Source organism: Glycocaulis albus (assembly GCF_014639075.1).
Taxonomy (GTDB): domain Bacteria; phylum Pseudomonadota; class Alphaproteobacteria; order Caulobacterales; family Maricaulaceae; genus Glycocaulis; species Glycocaulis albus.
In genome coordinates this window covers 57,220-70,042 of the sequence record NZ_BMFS01000009.1, presented here as the reverse complement: position 1 = coordinate 70,042, position 12,823 = coordinate 57,220, and the positions used below count along the sequence as shown (strand labels likewise).

General features: G+C 66.1%; 15 protein-coding genes. 2 read left to right on the top strand and 13 right to left on the bottom strand.

Features of this window, described 5'->3' with window-relative positions; translation table 11 throughout:
- The first annotated feature begins 71 nt into the window (after positions 1-71).
- Entirely contained in the window at positions 72-500 is a 429-nt protein-coding gene (locus IEV75_RS10400; protein ID WP_188452497.1) for a DUF2178 domain-containing protein, read from the top strand.
- Entirely contained in the window at positions 493-705 is a 213-nt protein-coding gene (locus IEV75_RS10395; RefSeq protein WP_188452496.1) for a helix-turn-helix transcriptional regulator, read from the top strand. Before IEV75_RS10400 ends, IEV75_RS10395 begins: the two co-directional genes overlap by 8 nt.
- A gap of 7 nt (positions 706-712) precedes the next feature.
- Here IEV75_RS10395 and IEV75_RS10390 read toward each other — a convergent pair whose 3' ends face one another.
- The 13 genes from IEV75_RS10390 to gspE all read right to left on the bottom strand — a co-directional run bounded on the left by IEV75_RS10390 (position 713) and on the right by gspE (position 12,821).
- Positions 713-2,398 carry an FAD-dependent oxidoreductase gene (locus IEV75_RS10390; protein WP_233351835.1) on the bottom strand — a complete coding sequence of 562 codons (1,686 nt, stop codon included), beginning with the start codon at positions 2,396-2,398 and terminating at the stop codon, positions 713-715.
- 88 nt (positions 2,399-2,486) lie between these two features.
- Entirely contained in the window at positions 2,487-4,409 is a 1,923-nt protein-coding gene (locus IEV75_RS10385) for an AsmA family protein (protein ID WP_188452495.1), read from the bottom strand.
- An 83-nt stretch (positions 4,410-4,492) separates the two neighbouring features.
- Positions 4,493-4,693: a SlyX family protein gene (locus IEV75_RS10380; protein WP_188452494.1), complete on the bottom strand. Its 201-nt coding sequence runs from the start codon at positions 4,691-4,693 to the stop codon at positions 4,493-4,495.
- Between the two features lie 50 nt (positions 4,694-4,743).
- Complete coding sequence (gspN, locus tag IEV75_RS10375; RefSeq protein ID WP_188452493.1) at positions 4,744-5,487, bottom strand: type II secretion system protein N; 744 nt, start codon at positions 5,485-5,487, stop codon at positions 4,744-4,746.
- Complete coding sequence (locus IEV75_RS10370; protein WP_188452492.1) at positions 5,484-5,978, bottom strand: type II secretion system protein M; 495 nt, start codon at positions 5,976-5,978, stop codon at positions 5,484-5,486. The genes gspN and IEV75_RS10370 overlap by 4 nt, the downstream gene beginning before the upstream one ends.
- On the bottom strand, positions 5,975-7,195 hold the full coding sequence (gspL, locus tag IEV75_RS10365) for a type II secretion system protein GspL (RefSeq protein ID WP_188452491.1): 1,221 nt from the start codon (positions 7,193-7,195) through the stop codon (positions 5,975-5,977). The genes IEV75_RS10370 and gspL overlap by 4 nt, the downstream gene beginning before the upstream one ends.
- Positions 7,192-8,178, bottom strand: coding sequence for a type II secretion system minor pseudopilin GspK (gspK, locus tag IEV75_RS10360; protein ID WP_188452490.1), 987 nt, complete (start codon positions 8,176-8,178; stop codon positions 7,192-7,194). Before gspK ends, gspL begins: the two co-directional genes overlap by 4 nt.
- On the bottom strand, positions 8,175-8,813 hold the full coding sequence (gene gspJ, locus IEV75_RS10355) for a type II secretion system minor pseudopilin GspJ (RefSeq protein WP_188452489.1): 639 nt from the start codon (positions 8,811-8,813) through the stop codon (positions 8,175-8,177). The genes gspK and gspJ overlap by 4 nt, the downstream gene beginning before the upstream one ends.
- Positions 8,810-9,178, bottom strand: coding sequence for a type II secretion system minor pseudopilin GspI (gspI, locus tag IEV75_RS10350; RefSeq protein ID WP_188452488.1), 369 nt, complete (start codon positions 9,176-9,178; stop codon positions 8,810-8,812). Before gspI ends, gspJ begins: the two co-directional genes overlap by 4 nt.
- Positions 9,168-9,665: a GspH/FimT family pseudopilin gene (locus tag IEV75_RS10345; protein ID WP_188452487.1), complete on the bottom strand. Its 498-nt coding sequence runs from the start codon at positions 9,663-9,665 to the stop codon at positions 9,168-9,170. The genes gspI and IEV75_RS10345 overlap by 11 nt, the downstream gene beginning before the upstream one ends.
- Entirely contained in the window at positions 9,662-10,108 is a 447-nt protein-coding gene (gene gspG, locus IEV75_RS10340; protein WP_188452486.1) for a type II secretion system major pseudopilin GspG, read from the bottom strand. The genes IEV75_RS10345 and gspG overlap by 4 nt, the downstream gene beginning before the upstream one ends.
- Before the next feature lie 18 nt (positions 10,109-10,126).
- A complete protein-coding gene (gspF, locus tag IEV75_RS10335) occupies positions 10,127-11,359 on the bottom strand; it encodes a type II secretion system inner membrane protein GspF (RefSeq protein WP_188452485.1) in 1,233 nt (410 codons plus the stop codon).
- Positions 11,346-12,821, bottom strand: coding sequence for a type II secretion system ATPase GspE (gene gspE / locus IEV75_RS10330; protein ID WP_188452484.1), 1,476 nt, complete (start codon positions 12,819-12,821; stop codon positions 11,346-11,348). The genes gspF and gspE overlap by 14 nt, the downstream gene beginning before the upstream one ends.
- Positions 12,822-12,823: the final 2 nt, after the last annotated feature.

The window sequence follows — 12,823 nt, the reverse complement described above, 5'->3', positions numbered from 1 at the left end:
TTTTTACTTGATGTTTATAATTTTTAACATCATGTTCGCTCCGAATTACAGATTTTCTGGCGGAGGCCGCGATGAGCGAACGTGAACAGTTTTCCTGGGTGTGGTTGGGTGCCCTGACCGTTTTTTATGGTGGCTATTTCGTCGCCATTTCCGTGCTGGAGGCGTCCGGCGAAGTCGGTCTCTTCACGCGCCTTGGGCTGCTTACAGCAGCCGCAGCCGCGTCTGGCCTGGTCATCGGCTTCAGCATGCTGGTGGCCCGCAGCCGCCGCGAACCGGGCGAACTGGTTACGCCCGACGAGCGCGACCGCGCGATACAGCGCAGGGCGCGCTCGATTGCTTACGGGGTATTGCTGGTGGGGATGATTTTCGTCGGGTGTGTGATGCCGTTTGAGGCAACGCCGTGGGAAATCGTACAATCAACCATCTTTGTGATCGTGATTGCAGAGATCGTCAGCTGCGTCGTGGTAATTACCAGCTACCGGAGGGGCTGGCGTGTCTGAATCCAGGCTCACCAACCAGGTGAAGGTGCTGCGTTTTCTGACGGGAGAGATGACCCAGTCCGAGCTCGGCCGGAAAGTGGGCGTCACCCGTCAGACGATCGCAGCCATCGAGGCCGGAAAGTATTCGCCCACGCTGGAAACCGCCTACCGGATTGCCGATGTGTTTGGCAAATCCATTGAGGAGGTATTTCCGTGGGAGCGGTAGTGCCGGCTTACTCTGGCCGTCCGAACTCCGCGAGCGCGGCATGGATGGCGCTGACCACGACCGAACCTTCGCCAACCGCGCTCGCCACGCGCTTTACCGAAGCTGAGCGCACATCGCCCACCGCATAGACCCGCTCAAGGCTGGTCTCATAGGCAGACGGCATACGGTCGAGCGCCCAGCCGCCGCGCACCAGCTCGCGCGGCTCGATCTGCGGGCCTGTCTTCACGAAGCCCTTCGCATCGCGGGCCAGGCCAGCGGGAAGCCAGTCCGTAAAGGGCGCAGCGCCAATGAACAGGAAGACGAAACCCGCCTCTATCTGCGCCTTGCCGGCCGGCGTCGTCACCTCGAGCGCGTGCAGGCGCCCTTGTGCGCCATCAGCGGTACCGGCAAGACCCGATATCTCGGTGGCCGGATGCAGGGTGATATTGGGCTGCTCCTCCAGCCGCCGGACCAGATATTCGCTCATGGTTTCACGAATATCAGCGCGCCTGTACAGCACATGGACGTGGCGCGCCGTGCGCGCGAGAAACACCGCGCCCTGCCCGGCCGAATTGCCCGCGCCCACGATCGCCACATCAGCACCGGCGCAGAGCTGTGCCTCCAGTGGCGAGGCGCCGTAATAGAGCCCTCGGCCCTCATAGGCTTCCGCCTCGCCGACCGGCAGGCGCTGGTATTGTGCGCCAGAGGCGATGACGACCGCACGCGCCTCCAGCTTGCGGCCATCGGCCGTGCTCACGCAGTAGCAGCCGCTCTCCAGCCGCTCCAGCGCGCAGGCCTTTACCGGCGCGGCGAGGCGCACGCCGAATTTCTGCGCCTGAATGGCAGCGCGGTCCGCGAGCTCGCGGCCCGAAACGCCCATGGGAAAGCCCAGATAATTCTCGATCTTGGAACTGGTTCCCGCCTGGCCGCCCGGCGCCTCGGCGTCCAGCGTCACCACGGTCAGCCCCTCGGAGGCCGCATAGACTGCCGCCGCCAGACCCGCTGGTCCGGCGCCCACCACGATCACATCCGCCGCGGCGCCATCGGGCAGAAGATCCGAGCCGAAATACTCCGCCAGCGCACTCACCGTCGGCTGGACCATCACGCGCGAGGCGCTGAGCACCACGGCGGGCAGGTCATCGCGGGTCAGGCCTTTGGCCTCCATGATCGGCGCTGCAAGCGAGTTGGTGTCCGGGTCCAACCATGCGTGAGGCAGGCCGTGGCGGGTCAGGAAGTCGCGCAGGGCAAACACGCTGCGGTCCAGCGCGGAGCCGATCACGATCACCGAATAGCCCTCGCGCGCGAGGGCGAAGGCCCGCCGGGCTGAGAGCGTGCGCACGAAGACATCCGACAGGGCGGAGTTCTCGACGAGCAGGCGCTGAAAGGCGGCAAACGGGATGTGCAGCACCTCGCCCGCCTTGCCCATGATCGTGCGCGCGAGTGCCGCCTGCCCTGTCAGCACACCAATGTCGCCGGCAAACTGGCCGCGCTCCATCCAGCCGAGCCGCACCGGCCCGTCCATGTCGTCGATGAAGATATGCGTCTCGCCCGACAGGGTGACGAGGCAGTCGCCGCCCCGCTCGCCCTGGACGGTCAACACTTCGCCCTCCTCATGCCAGCGTGCTTCGCCGTAAGGCATGAGAGCGGCCAGCTCCGCATCCGAGAAGGTGTAGTTCACATCGGCAGGCGGCTTGTTGGCGGCGAGAGTGTTCACGCGGGGGCGCCTCCGGGCATTTTTTACAGCACAGGAGCCTAGCGCCGCACCCCGTCCCCGCAAGCCTCAGATTTGTGACGGCCGCAGGCTAAGCGCCCCCTTGTTTATCCGCCTGCCCCAGCAGGCGCTCGCATACACCTCCATCGACCGTGTCGACCTGGACGGTGCCCAGCACGCTGGCGAGCGGGCTCAGCAGAACGCCCAGCGCCACGCTGGCGGCGCCGCGTACATAGGTTTCATCGTCAGGTGCAATCTGCGGATTGCGGAAGGTGCCGCTGATATTGACCGGTCCGCCGAGCGATCCGACATTCGGATTCGTGTCGCGCGCCTGTATCTGCAGATCGAAACGTTCACGGCGAAAGTCGAACGCGCCCTCGCCGTGAATCTGGCTGTCCGGTGTGGCGACCAGAAAGGTCCCGGCCTGTCCGGTGCCGCCTTCCACCTCGATATCGACGGCTCCGCAGGAGGTTGCCACCGCCTCGTCACTGGCAAAGACGTAGTTGAGCAGGTCGAGCCCTATCAGCTCCAGCGTGCGCCGCGAAATACTGCCCTCGTCGAGCACAACCGTAATGCGGCCGTCTGAACTGGCCATGGCGCGCCTGATGCTGTCTCCGGTCCCGGTGAGGCTGACCTCGCCAGAGATCGCGCCCGCAACCCGGTCATTGGGGATGAAATCCTCCAGCCGCAGACCGGAGAAGCGCCCGTCAGCAGATGTGAGCGTCTCTCCGCCGCTGGCATCCACCTCCACGCGCGCATCGAGCCGTCCGCCTCGGAAGCCGAATTCCAGCGGGTCGAAGAGCAACACCCGGTTATCGAGGCTGATAACCGTGGAGACCCCGGTCAGAGCCTGCCCGGCGCCGGTTACCTCCCGCCCCTCAAAAACCAGGCGGCCGTCCACACCGGAGATCCGCTCCACATCCAGCGGCGCTGCCGGGAAGATGCGTCCCTCGGCACGCAGGGCACGCGCCTGCGCACGCTCCAGCCCGCTTTCGCTCATGTCGTCAGGATCAATGGCCGGAGCGCCGATCAGCATGCCGATATCGGAGAAATCCAGCGTGGTGGAGGACAGCTCGGCTTCGACATAGGGCCGGTCGCGTCCAGTATCGTAGTCGAGCCGGCCGGAGAGGTCGCTATCGCCTACCACGCCCTCGATATTGCGCGCCTGCCAGACATCGCCTGCCCGCGCCAGATCCAGCGTCAGTTCATAGGGAGGCGTGTCGGGAACAGGAATGCCCGTGAACTCGTAAATTCCGCGCAGGTTTTCGCCGCGCAGCATGAGTGAACCTGCAATCTCACGAAAGCTGCCTCCCGGTCCCAGCCGCCCGTCAAACGCGAAGCGTGTCTCGCCGCCTTCGATATCGAGCCGGAACGCAAAGCTCTGATCGGGATCGCGCAGGCGCATCACCCCGTCACCCTCGCCGGTGAAGCTCAACGGACGACCACGCATCTCACCCTCGCCGGAGATGGAGGTGCGGTCCGCGCCTGCCTCATCCTCCGCCGCGACCGTATCGAGATGGGCGGTGAAGGACACATCGCGCGCCGCATTGCGGTAGATCACCTGACTGTCGACCAGATGCAGCCCGCCGACGATGGGGATGCGGCCCTGTCCGTCTCCCCGGCCAAGACCCCAGTTATTGCGGCCTTCCTCATCCACGCTGAGGCGCAGCTCAAGGCCCCGGATCCAGGCTTCGCGCAAGTTCACACGTCCGCGAAGAAGGTCGAGTACGGCAATGTCCGCTACCGCGCGGTCCAGCACGACGAAATGCGCGTCTCCGGTCCAGTCCACGTCGGCTATAGTGACACTGTCGACCCGTACACGGGGCACGAAATTCCACCGCCATCGCACGGAAAGCGGTTCGCTGATCGTCACCTGACGGTCAAGCGCGCGGGAGACGCGGTTCTCCACCGGGCCGCGCAGCCAGTCCCACCCCGCCAGCTGGATCACAAGAACCAGGGCGAGGCACGCCGTGAAGAGTATGGCCACAAGGCCAACAAGGATGCGCACGAACATGACGGAACCGAACAGCGGACACGTATCAACTAAGCGCGCAAGCCCGCTCGCGGTTCCCTGCAGCGTCAGCCAGCGATCTGCGCTCAGTAGTGCGGCGGCTTTTCAACCGCGGCGGCAGGCAGACCGGCTTCCAGCTCGGCAATCCGGCTGTCAGAGCGATGCAGGCTGGCTTTCAGCCGCTCGATATCCTTCTGCTGCAGCGCCAGTGCCTCGGACAGATCGTCAATGGCCTGTTGCTGCTGGGCGATATGGATTTCGAGCGTGTCGAGACGGGTATCGGTCATGGAGCTGCTCGCATTCGATTATGAGTACCAGGCTGACCGCTGCAGACAGATCAGCGCCCGTCCCAGACGGTACGGCCTGCATTGCGCAAGGTGCCACCGCTGCCATCAAACCCGACAGAGCGCAAGGTCAGCGCCATCGCATCGCTGCGCGGCTGCGCGGCTATATTCCAGTTCACAGCGCCGGACCCGAAGCGGGCATGACCCTCGATGGCCACGTCATCTGTCTCGCCGGCAAACCGGATGGCGGGGAGGCTGCCGGCGCATTCCAGCGTGCCGTCGAGAACCGGCAAACTGCCCGTGCTGCGGCTATCGATAGCCAGCAACCCGCCAAACCTGGCCTCGCCCGATGCGGCTTCACAGCCGTGCGGCCCGAAGCGGATATCGATGCCGGAGAAAATCACCGGTTCGGTCAGCACGGCCCGGCCTGGCCCCGACAGCGTAACCAGCCGAGCTGGAACAATGCGGCCTGAAACTCCCAGCAGCTCCACACGATTATCGCGTACCACCAGACGGCCCTCAGCGCGTCCGCGCGGGTCAGACACACTCATCTGAAAGGCAGGCCCGCCGCGCAGCAGCGACAAGAGCTCCAGGCCGCCTTCCAGACGTGTGAGGCGCACCGGACCAAGCTGCACATCGTGCCAGTATCCGTTCCAGACGGTGCCGGAAACATGACCGGCCTGAACGCCGCGCGGGACAAGAATGAGCGCATGGAGGGCGCTGGCGGGCATCAGGGCGATAGCGGCAACGGCAAACGCCAGAACACCGGCGAAGACGTACAGAAAGAGGCGCCTCATGCCCCGCTCCGCCCCAGCAGCAGCAGCTGGGCGCGCACTTCGCTGCCGCGCCCGGCCTGTTCGATACCTGCGCGCAACACGGTCACGCCATGCTCCTGCGACAATGTTTCCAGCCAGACCATCAGGCGCGCCGCATCTACCCCGTCAATCCACACATTCAGCCGTCCGGCATCATCGGGGAGCACACGGGAGAGGACGATCCCGGCGCGGCTGGCAGAACCGGCCACCACGCTGCGCACCGGTTCGCGTTCATCAGAGACGCCGGCTTCGGCCGAATTCAGGGCGGAGAGGCGCGCCACACCGTCAGCAATTATCCGGTAGTCGCCCGCGGCGCCCACATAGGCGAGGCGTGCGCGCTCCCGCCAGTCCAGCGCAGGCTGAACCAGCCCGAGCCAGACGGCGCACACCAGCGCCAGCAGCGCGCCCACCAGCAGCAGGGCCTGCTCTCGCACGGTGAAGCGCTGCCAGCGCGACAGTATCGCATCCTTCATGGCCGCCATCTCACTATAAACTCGCCACTGACACCGTCGGCGCCCTGGCGCGCGCCGGCATCGGCAATCTCCAGCCCCTCTGCCTCGCCCGCGTCCCGCAGCGCCTCGAAATCGGAAAAGCCGCCATAGCGCGCCGAGACAGACAGGGCTTGCTGACCTGCCTCGAAACGCACCGCGACGATCTCGATCCCGGACAGGCCCTGTGTCACGCCGGCCAGTGCGCCCGCCAGCTGAAGGAAGCTGTCACCTCCGGCGTCCTGGGCCTCCAGTTCACGCAGGCGCTGGGCCAGCTGGGCGCGCGGATTGACGATGCGGCGGCTATCAGGGAAAGCCTCGGCGAATGCCAAGCGGCTTGCCTCCTCATAGCGCCGGGCTTCACCGGCAAGCCACGCCGCCTCAGCGCCAATGCCCGCCAGAGCGAGAGCGGCAGCTACGCCAGCAAGCCCGGCCGCACGCCGCCAAGGTTTCAACAGCGCAGACCAGTCCAGCGACGCGGCAAGACGCGCGCCGAAGAGGGCGGGCATCAGCTGTAATCGCGCGATATCGAGGCTTGCCGCTGCCTGCACCGGATCGAGCGGCCCTGTACGATGGAGCGGGGTTTGCGTCAGCTGAGGCCAATCCGTGCCCTGCCCGCCCGCCAGCGTGATGCGCGAAGGCTGATGGCTGGCGATCAATGCCGGGATCATCATGTCTGCCAGCGCCTCGGGGATGCTGCCCGCGGTGTCCTCCGTGCCCGCACGATAGCGCCAGAGCAGGCTGGCTCCGTGCACCGCGAGCGCAAGTTCGCCCTCAGCCGGGTCAAGCAGCAGGGCTTCGCTGATCGCAAAGACCGGGCGGACAGCCAGCGCCTCCAGAGCGCTCTGCCAACGCTGCGCAAGATTGGCATCGAGCGCGGCACCCCAGCGCACGCCGCCCTGATCGGCGGTGCCGCAAGCGATGCGTTGTGTGTCCAGCGGGGTGGCAAGATATTCTTCCAGCGCGAAGGGCGCGGCCTGCCGGGCGGCATTGTCGCTACGGGCCGGCATCACAAGGCGGCGCATATGGACGTGGCCCGCCGGAATGATGACGACTGTGGTCGAGACGGCAATGCCAGCCGGCAATGTGAAAGTTTCCAGACCCTCGCCGGAATCGAGCACATCGCCAAAGGCGCTGCATAGCGACCAGCTGATCGCATCGTCTGCCTCGGCAGGCAGGCTTATGATCAGACGTGCGCTCACCACACCGCTCCCTGTACCGGCGTCAGGCGCGTGAATTGTCCGGTTCGGTCCAGGCGGACGGTCTGGTTGCGCGACAGGCGCGCTTCGCCGAGGCGCACGCTCACCTGCAATTCAAACCATTCAGAGCGCAGCGCCACCGCCGCTTCCGGGCGTTCCTCCGCGCTCAGCAGCGCCAGTGCCGGATCTGCCCAGAAGGCCTCGAGGCTTTCAAATCCGGTGGTCGGCCTGCGGAACAGCGCCTGCTGCGCGGCCTGCACGCTGACTGTACCTTCAGTGATCGCGGTTATCAGCACAGCCTCATCACCGCGCAACGTGTTCACATTGACCGGCGGCTGTATACTGACAGGCAGGGCGCAGAGATACGGCGCGATGCGCACATACAAGGCGCGCGTCATCACGGGAAGGAGACGCAGCTCAGCGAGCTCGGTGAAGGGCTGGTTGGCAGCGCGGAACGGTTCGGATCGGGCGAGATAAGTCTCGTCCTCGGCGCCGCCAGGGCGGGGCATGCGGTCAGGATCAATCCAGTCGGCCGCCTGCGCGATCAGGCTTTCCGCATCGCCGGGTGCGACATCCAGCGCCGCCAGAAGCGCGCGCATCCGGGCAGCAGCCAGCCGGTCTGCCTCGCCATCGCCGCCATGCGTGTGAAGCGCATTGATATTCAGGCAGTTATTGCGATCCCGCACGCGCGCGGCCATTTCGCCATTGTCGAGCGGAAAAATGCGGGCCTCCCCGTCCCACGGGCCCGCGGGTGTGAAACGCTGGTCTGCATCCCCGGCAAAGCGGGCGATCAGCACTTCGCCATAGCTCACCGCACCATCGAGATAGGCCGCTGCCTGCAGACGGTCCTCGATGACGCTGGTGCGTTGCAGATGGCTGCGCATCATCTCTACCAGCGAGACACTGACAGCTGCCATGAAGGCGACCACCATCAGGGCCGTGATCAACGCGGCGCCGCGTTCGCTATTCTCGCGCCGTACGTTCATGAGGACACCCCCGCAGACGCGGTCAGCGCGATATGCTCGATCTCGCGGCCTGCCGCGTCGGTATAGGCGAGCCGCAGGGCGTCCGGCATAGGCGCATCGCCGGAGGGTCCGGGGCGTACCGGCGCGTCGAGCCAGTTGCGGCCATAGCGGAAGCGGACGGCAACGTCTTCAAGGCCCTCGGCCAGTATCATCGTCTGCGGCGTGGTGGAGAGTGCCGGATCAGTGACCGTCCATATGTCGCGGAACAGGGTTCCGTCTTCCACACGCCACACCACGCGCACCAGGCTGGAGCGGTCCGCCGCCTCACCCGGATTGGCACGGCCCCGGCGGGTGAAGGCGGCCAGACGGCCCTGGTCTTCATCGAAGGCAAACGCACTGGCTGACGGGCCAGACAGCGCCGCGCCATCATAACCACCATCGGATGTGCGGTGCGGACGCATCACCATGTGCGCCGCATCATCGCGCCAGAGCGCGCGCACCTGCTGCAACTCCGACAGGCGCTCCATCGCGGCTTCCTGCCGCTCGCGCGCATCGATAGTGGTCACGAGCAGCCCGGTAGAGATGGTGCCGACCAGCGCAAAGACCGACAGCGCCACCATGACCTCGACAAGCGTGAAACCGGCTTCGCGTGTCATCGCTCTGCCCGCTCGAACTGCGTGAGCGTGAAGCCCGGGCCGCGGTTGAAACTGCCTGCCGGGCTGATCTCGAGGCTTACCGCGACAAGGCCTGCTTCCGATGTCTGAGCCATCTCGATGCGCCATTCGTAATCGCGCCCGGCAAACGCATACTGGCCCGACGCAGTGCGAGGCGGCCCCGTACGCTCCAGCCGCCAGTCTGCCAGCACGTTTTCCGCCGCCATGGCCGCCAGCGCCCGGTCCTCGGCCAACGTGGCCGCGCGCGCCGACTGGCTAAGGGCCTGGACCAGCGCAAGTCCCGCAATCGCCAGCACGACCAGGGCTGCAAGCATTTCAACAAGCGAAAACCCGGCATCAGCGCGCATCGCTCACCTCCACCGGGGCGAGTGCGGAGACGAGGAGCTGATACTCCCTGCCCTGCCCGCGCAAATACAGGGTGACCGGCGGTTCGGTGCCGGCGGGATCAAACCAGAGATCGGGGACCGGTACGTCCAGCACCCGGCCGTCGGTACCTGTCACTGCGCCCAGCCGGACTTCACCGGCAAAGCGGACAGGACCGAGCGTACGGTCACCATGGCGCACCCGCCACCCCTCGGCATGGAAATCCATGAAGGTGTAGCCGGCGCCATCCGGGTCGATTGAAAAGCCCAGAACGGCACCTGTCGCCAACGCATTGCGGCGTGCGGTTTCGAGGCGCAGGGCCAGCTGTTCCGCCTCGGTATCCACTGCATGACGGGGCGGCGTGATCTGTGTCACCGCCACCACGGAGACAAGCGCGATCACGGCGATGACCACCATCACCTCAACGAGCGAAAACCCGCTCTGATCGCGCTGGCGGCGGGCTTTGCTCATGGGGCCGTCCAGTTGCCGATATCGGCGTTGTTGTCTTCGCCGCCCGGCCGGGCATCTGCGCCCAGTGACCAGACATCAAACCGGCCATGCTCGCCGGGCGACATGTACTGGTATTGCCCGCCCCAGGGGTCTTCGGGGAGGCGGTTGATATAACCGCCCTCGGGAAAGCGCGCGGCAAGGCGCGGATCGGCGGGTGCCGTCACCAGCACCTCAAGACCTTCATCGGTTGTGGGGTAGCGGCCCATATCAAGGCGGAACATTTCGACGGCCTGTTCGATACGGCCGATATCGGCCCGCGCTTTCTCGATGCGGGCGCGGTCCTGGCTCGGCAGCACGTTCAGCACGACCACGGTCGCCAGCAGGCCGATAATCACCACCACAACCATGATCTCCACCAGCGTGAAACCGGCTTCGGTGTCTCTCGGGGATGTCGGCAAGCGCATGTCAGGCCTCCTTCGGTCTCAGTTGAGCGCCAGCGTGTTGAGCTGGAGGATGGGCAGGAGAATGGAGAGCACGATCAGGGCGACGACCGCGCCCATGACGATGATTATGGCGGGCTCCAGCAGGCCGAGCGCGGTGGAGCTGGCTGCTTCCAGCTCGCCTTCCAGCTGGTCGGCGGCGCGCGGCAGCATGGTTTCCAGCGCGGCGGAACGCTCGCCGGCTGCGATCATATGCAGGGTCAGGGCGGGCAGGAAGCGCGCGCTTTCCAGAGAGGAAGAGAGGGTGCGGCCGGTTTCCACCTCTGCGGTCACGGCATCCAGTGCCGCGCCGATATGGGTGTTGGCGGTCGCCTTGCGGGCGGCACGCAGGGCGTCGGGCAGTACTGTTCCCGCCGCCAGGAGCACGCTCAGGGTCCGGGCAAAGCGCGCCGCTTCCAGCTTGCGCAGAAACCCGCCCAGAAGCGGCAGGGAGAGGCTCGTGCGGTCCAGCCGGGCGCGAATGGCCGGCCGGCGAAGGAGCAGCCTGACGACCACTACAGCAAGCACCAGCGCTATCAGCAGGAACAGCCATCCGGCCTGAAGGAACTCCGACAGGGCGATCACGGCACGCGTCAGCAGCGGCAGAGTAATGCTCATCGTGTCGAACTGGGCGGCAAGGCGCGGCACGATGGCGACCATCAGTACGCAGATCACGGCCATTGCCGTGACCGCAAGCGCGCCCGGATAGATCAGCGCCGTCATCACCTTGCGCGATAGCGCTGCAGACTTTTCCAGATGGGTGGCCAGCCGGTCCAGCACCTGCCCCAGCGCGCCGGAGCTCTCACCGGCCGCCACCATCGCCCTGTAGACCGGCGGAAAGCTTGCCGGAAAAGCAGCCATGGCCGCCGACAGGCGCTCGCCCTCAAGCACCCGTTCACGCAAGGCGATAAGGATCCGGCGCGAGGCCGCATGAGCCGTCTGCGCCGACACCACTTGCAGCGCTTCGGCGAGCGGCAGTCCGGCTTCCACCAGTGTTGCGAGCTGGCGCGTCATCAGAAGCCGTGCGGAAGCCGGCATCGACGGCGCGCGCCTTAGCGCTGACAGGCTGAAGCCTGCCTGACCCGAGCGGCGGACCTCATCGGCGCGTTCGACGCTCAGCGGGGCAAGCTGCCTGCGGCGCAGCTCTGTGCGTGCTGCCACGCCCGAAGCCGCCGAGATCACGCCGCGCATCTTGCGGCCGCTTGCGTCCAGCGCGCTGTATTCAAAGGCGGGCATCGCGCTCGCCCTCCTCACGGCATACGCGCAGCACTTCGGCGAGTGTCGTTGCGCCGGTGCGCGCCAGCTCCAGGCCCGTCTCGAACAGGCCTCCGCCGCGCGCGAAGGCATGCCGGGCGAGTTCCGCCTCGCGGGCATTGTCATGGATCAGGCTGCGCAGGCCCTCATCGACCATGATGATCTCATAGACGCCCTGCCGCCCGGCAAAGCCGGTATGGTGGCAGGCCTCGCACCCGCGCGGGGTATAGAGCGTCAGCGGACCGGAAACGCCGGCCAGCGCTTTCTCACGCTCGCTCGCCTCATAGGGCTCATGGCAGTGCGGACAAAGGCGGCGCACCAGACGCTGGGCCAGTACCGCGCTCAGCGTGCTGGCGAGCAGATAGCTCTCAATGCCCATATCGCGCAGGCGGGCAATCGCGGCGGCTGCCGAATTGGTGTGGACGGTGGAAAGAACCAGATGGCCCGTCAGGCTCGCCTGAACCGCAATGCGCGCGGTCTCGCCATCGCGGATCTCGCCGACCATGACGATATCGGGGTCCTGGCGCAGTATGGCGCGCAATCCGGCAGCAAACGTCATCCCGACGCGGGTATTGACCTGCGTCTGGCCGATTCCGTCCACCGCGTACTCCACGGGGTCCTCAATGGTGAGGATATTGCGCGTCTGGTCATTGAGGGCGGTAAGGCCGGCATAGAGCGTGGTCGTCTTGCCGGAGCCGGTAGGGCCGGTAACGAGGATAATGCCGTTGGGCTGCTCCAGCGCCCGGCGATAGCCCGCCGCAACAGCCGCCGGCATGCCCAGGGCGTCAATCGCCATCAGGGCGCTGTTCTTCTCCAGAAGACGCATCACCACACGCTCGCCATGGCGCGAGGGCAGCGTAGACACGCGCACATCCACGCCCCGCCCGGCAAGGGTCAGCGTGACCCGGCCATCCTGCGGCACACGCCGCTCGGCAATATCGAGCCGGGCCATGACTTTCAGGCGGGAGACGAGAGCAGGCGCCAGGTGCGGCGGCAGGCTGACGCGTTCATCCAGTACACCATCGAGACGGAAACGCACCGAGACCCGGTCCTCGAACGGCTCGACATGGATGTCGGATGCCCCGGCCCTGATGGCATCGGCCACGAGCCCGTTGATGAGGCGGATCACCGGCGCCTCGGAATCCGATGCCAGCAGGTCTTCAGCCTGCGGCATGTCCTCGATCAGGCGCGACAGGCTGTCGCCCTGCCCGGCTTCCTCGCGCGAAGCGGCCAGCGCATTGGCGGCATAGATTTCCGACAGGGCCCGGTCGAAGGCCGGATCGGACAGTGCTGTGACCGGCGCCAGCATTCCGGCCGCGCGCACTACTTCGGCAAACGCCAGCGGATCCGCGCTGCCGCGCATCAGGAAACCGGGGGCGTCTCCGGGCTGGAATGCGATGCCATGCTCGCGGGCAAAGGCGTATGTGAGAAGGCCCCGTGACATTG

Coding starts and splice junctions, on each gene's coding strand:
- IEV75_RS10345 (WP_188452487.1), bottom strand. CDS start 9,665: ATGAGCAAAGCCCGCCGCCAGCGCGATCAGAGCGGGTTTTCGCTCGTT.
- gspE (WP_188452484.1), bottom strand. CDS start 12,821: ATGTCACGGGGCCTTCTCACATACGCCTTTGCCCGCGAGCATGGCATC.
- IEV75_RS10380 (WP_188452494.1), bottom strand. CDS start 4,693: ATGACCGATACCCGTCTCGACACGCTCGAAATCCATATCGCCCAGCAG.
- gspJ (WP_188452489.1), bottom strand. CDS start 8,813: ATGACACGCGAAGCCGGTTTCACGCTTGTCGAGGTCATGGTGGCGCTG.
- IEV75_RS10400 (WP_188452497.1), top strand. CDS start 72: ATGAGCGAACGTGAACAGTTTTCCTGGGTGTGGTTGGGTGCCCTGACC.
- gspG (WP_188452486.1), bottom strand. CDS start 10,108: ATGCGCTTGCCGACATCCCCGAGAGACACCGAAGCCGGTTTCACGCTG.
- IEV75_RS10385 (WP_188452495.1), bottom strand. CDS start 4,409: ATGTTCGTGCGCATCCTTGTTGGCCTTGTGGCCATACTCTTCACGGCG.
- gspK (WP_188452490.1), bottom strand. CDS start 8,178: ATGAACGTACGGCGCGAGAATAGCGAACGCGGCGCCGCGTTGATCACG.
- IEV75_RS10370 (WP_188452492.1), bottom strand. CDS start 5,978: ATGAAGGATGCGATACTGTCGCGCTGGCAGCGCTTCACCGTGCGAGAG.
- gspN (WP_188452493.1), bottom strand. CDS start 5,487: ATGAGGCGCCTCTTTCTGTACGTCTTCGCCGGTGTTCTGGCGTTTGCC.
- gspF (WP_188452485.1), bottom strand. CDS start 11,359: ATGCCCGCCTTTGAATACAGCGCGCTGGACGCAAGCGGCCGCAAGATG.
- gspI (WP_188452488.1), bottom strand. CDS start 9,178: ATGCGCGCTGATGCCGGGTTTTCGCTTGTTGAAATGCTTGCAGCCCTG.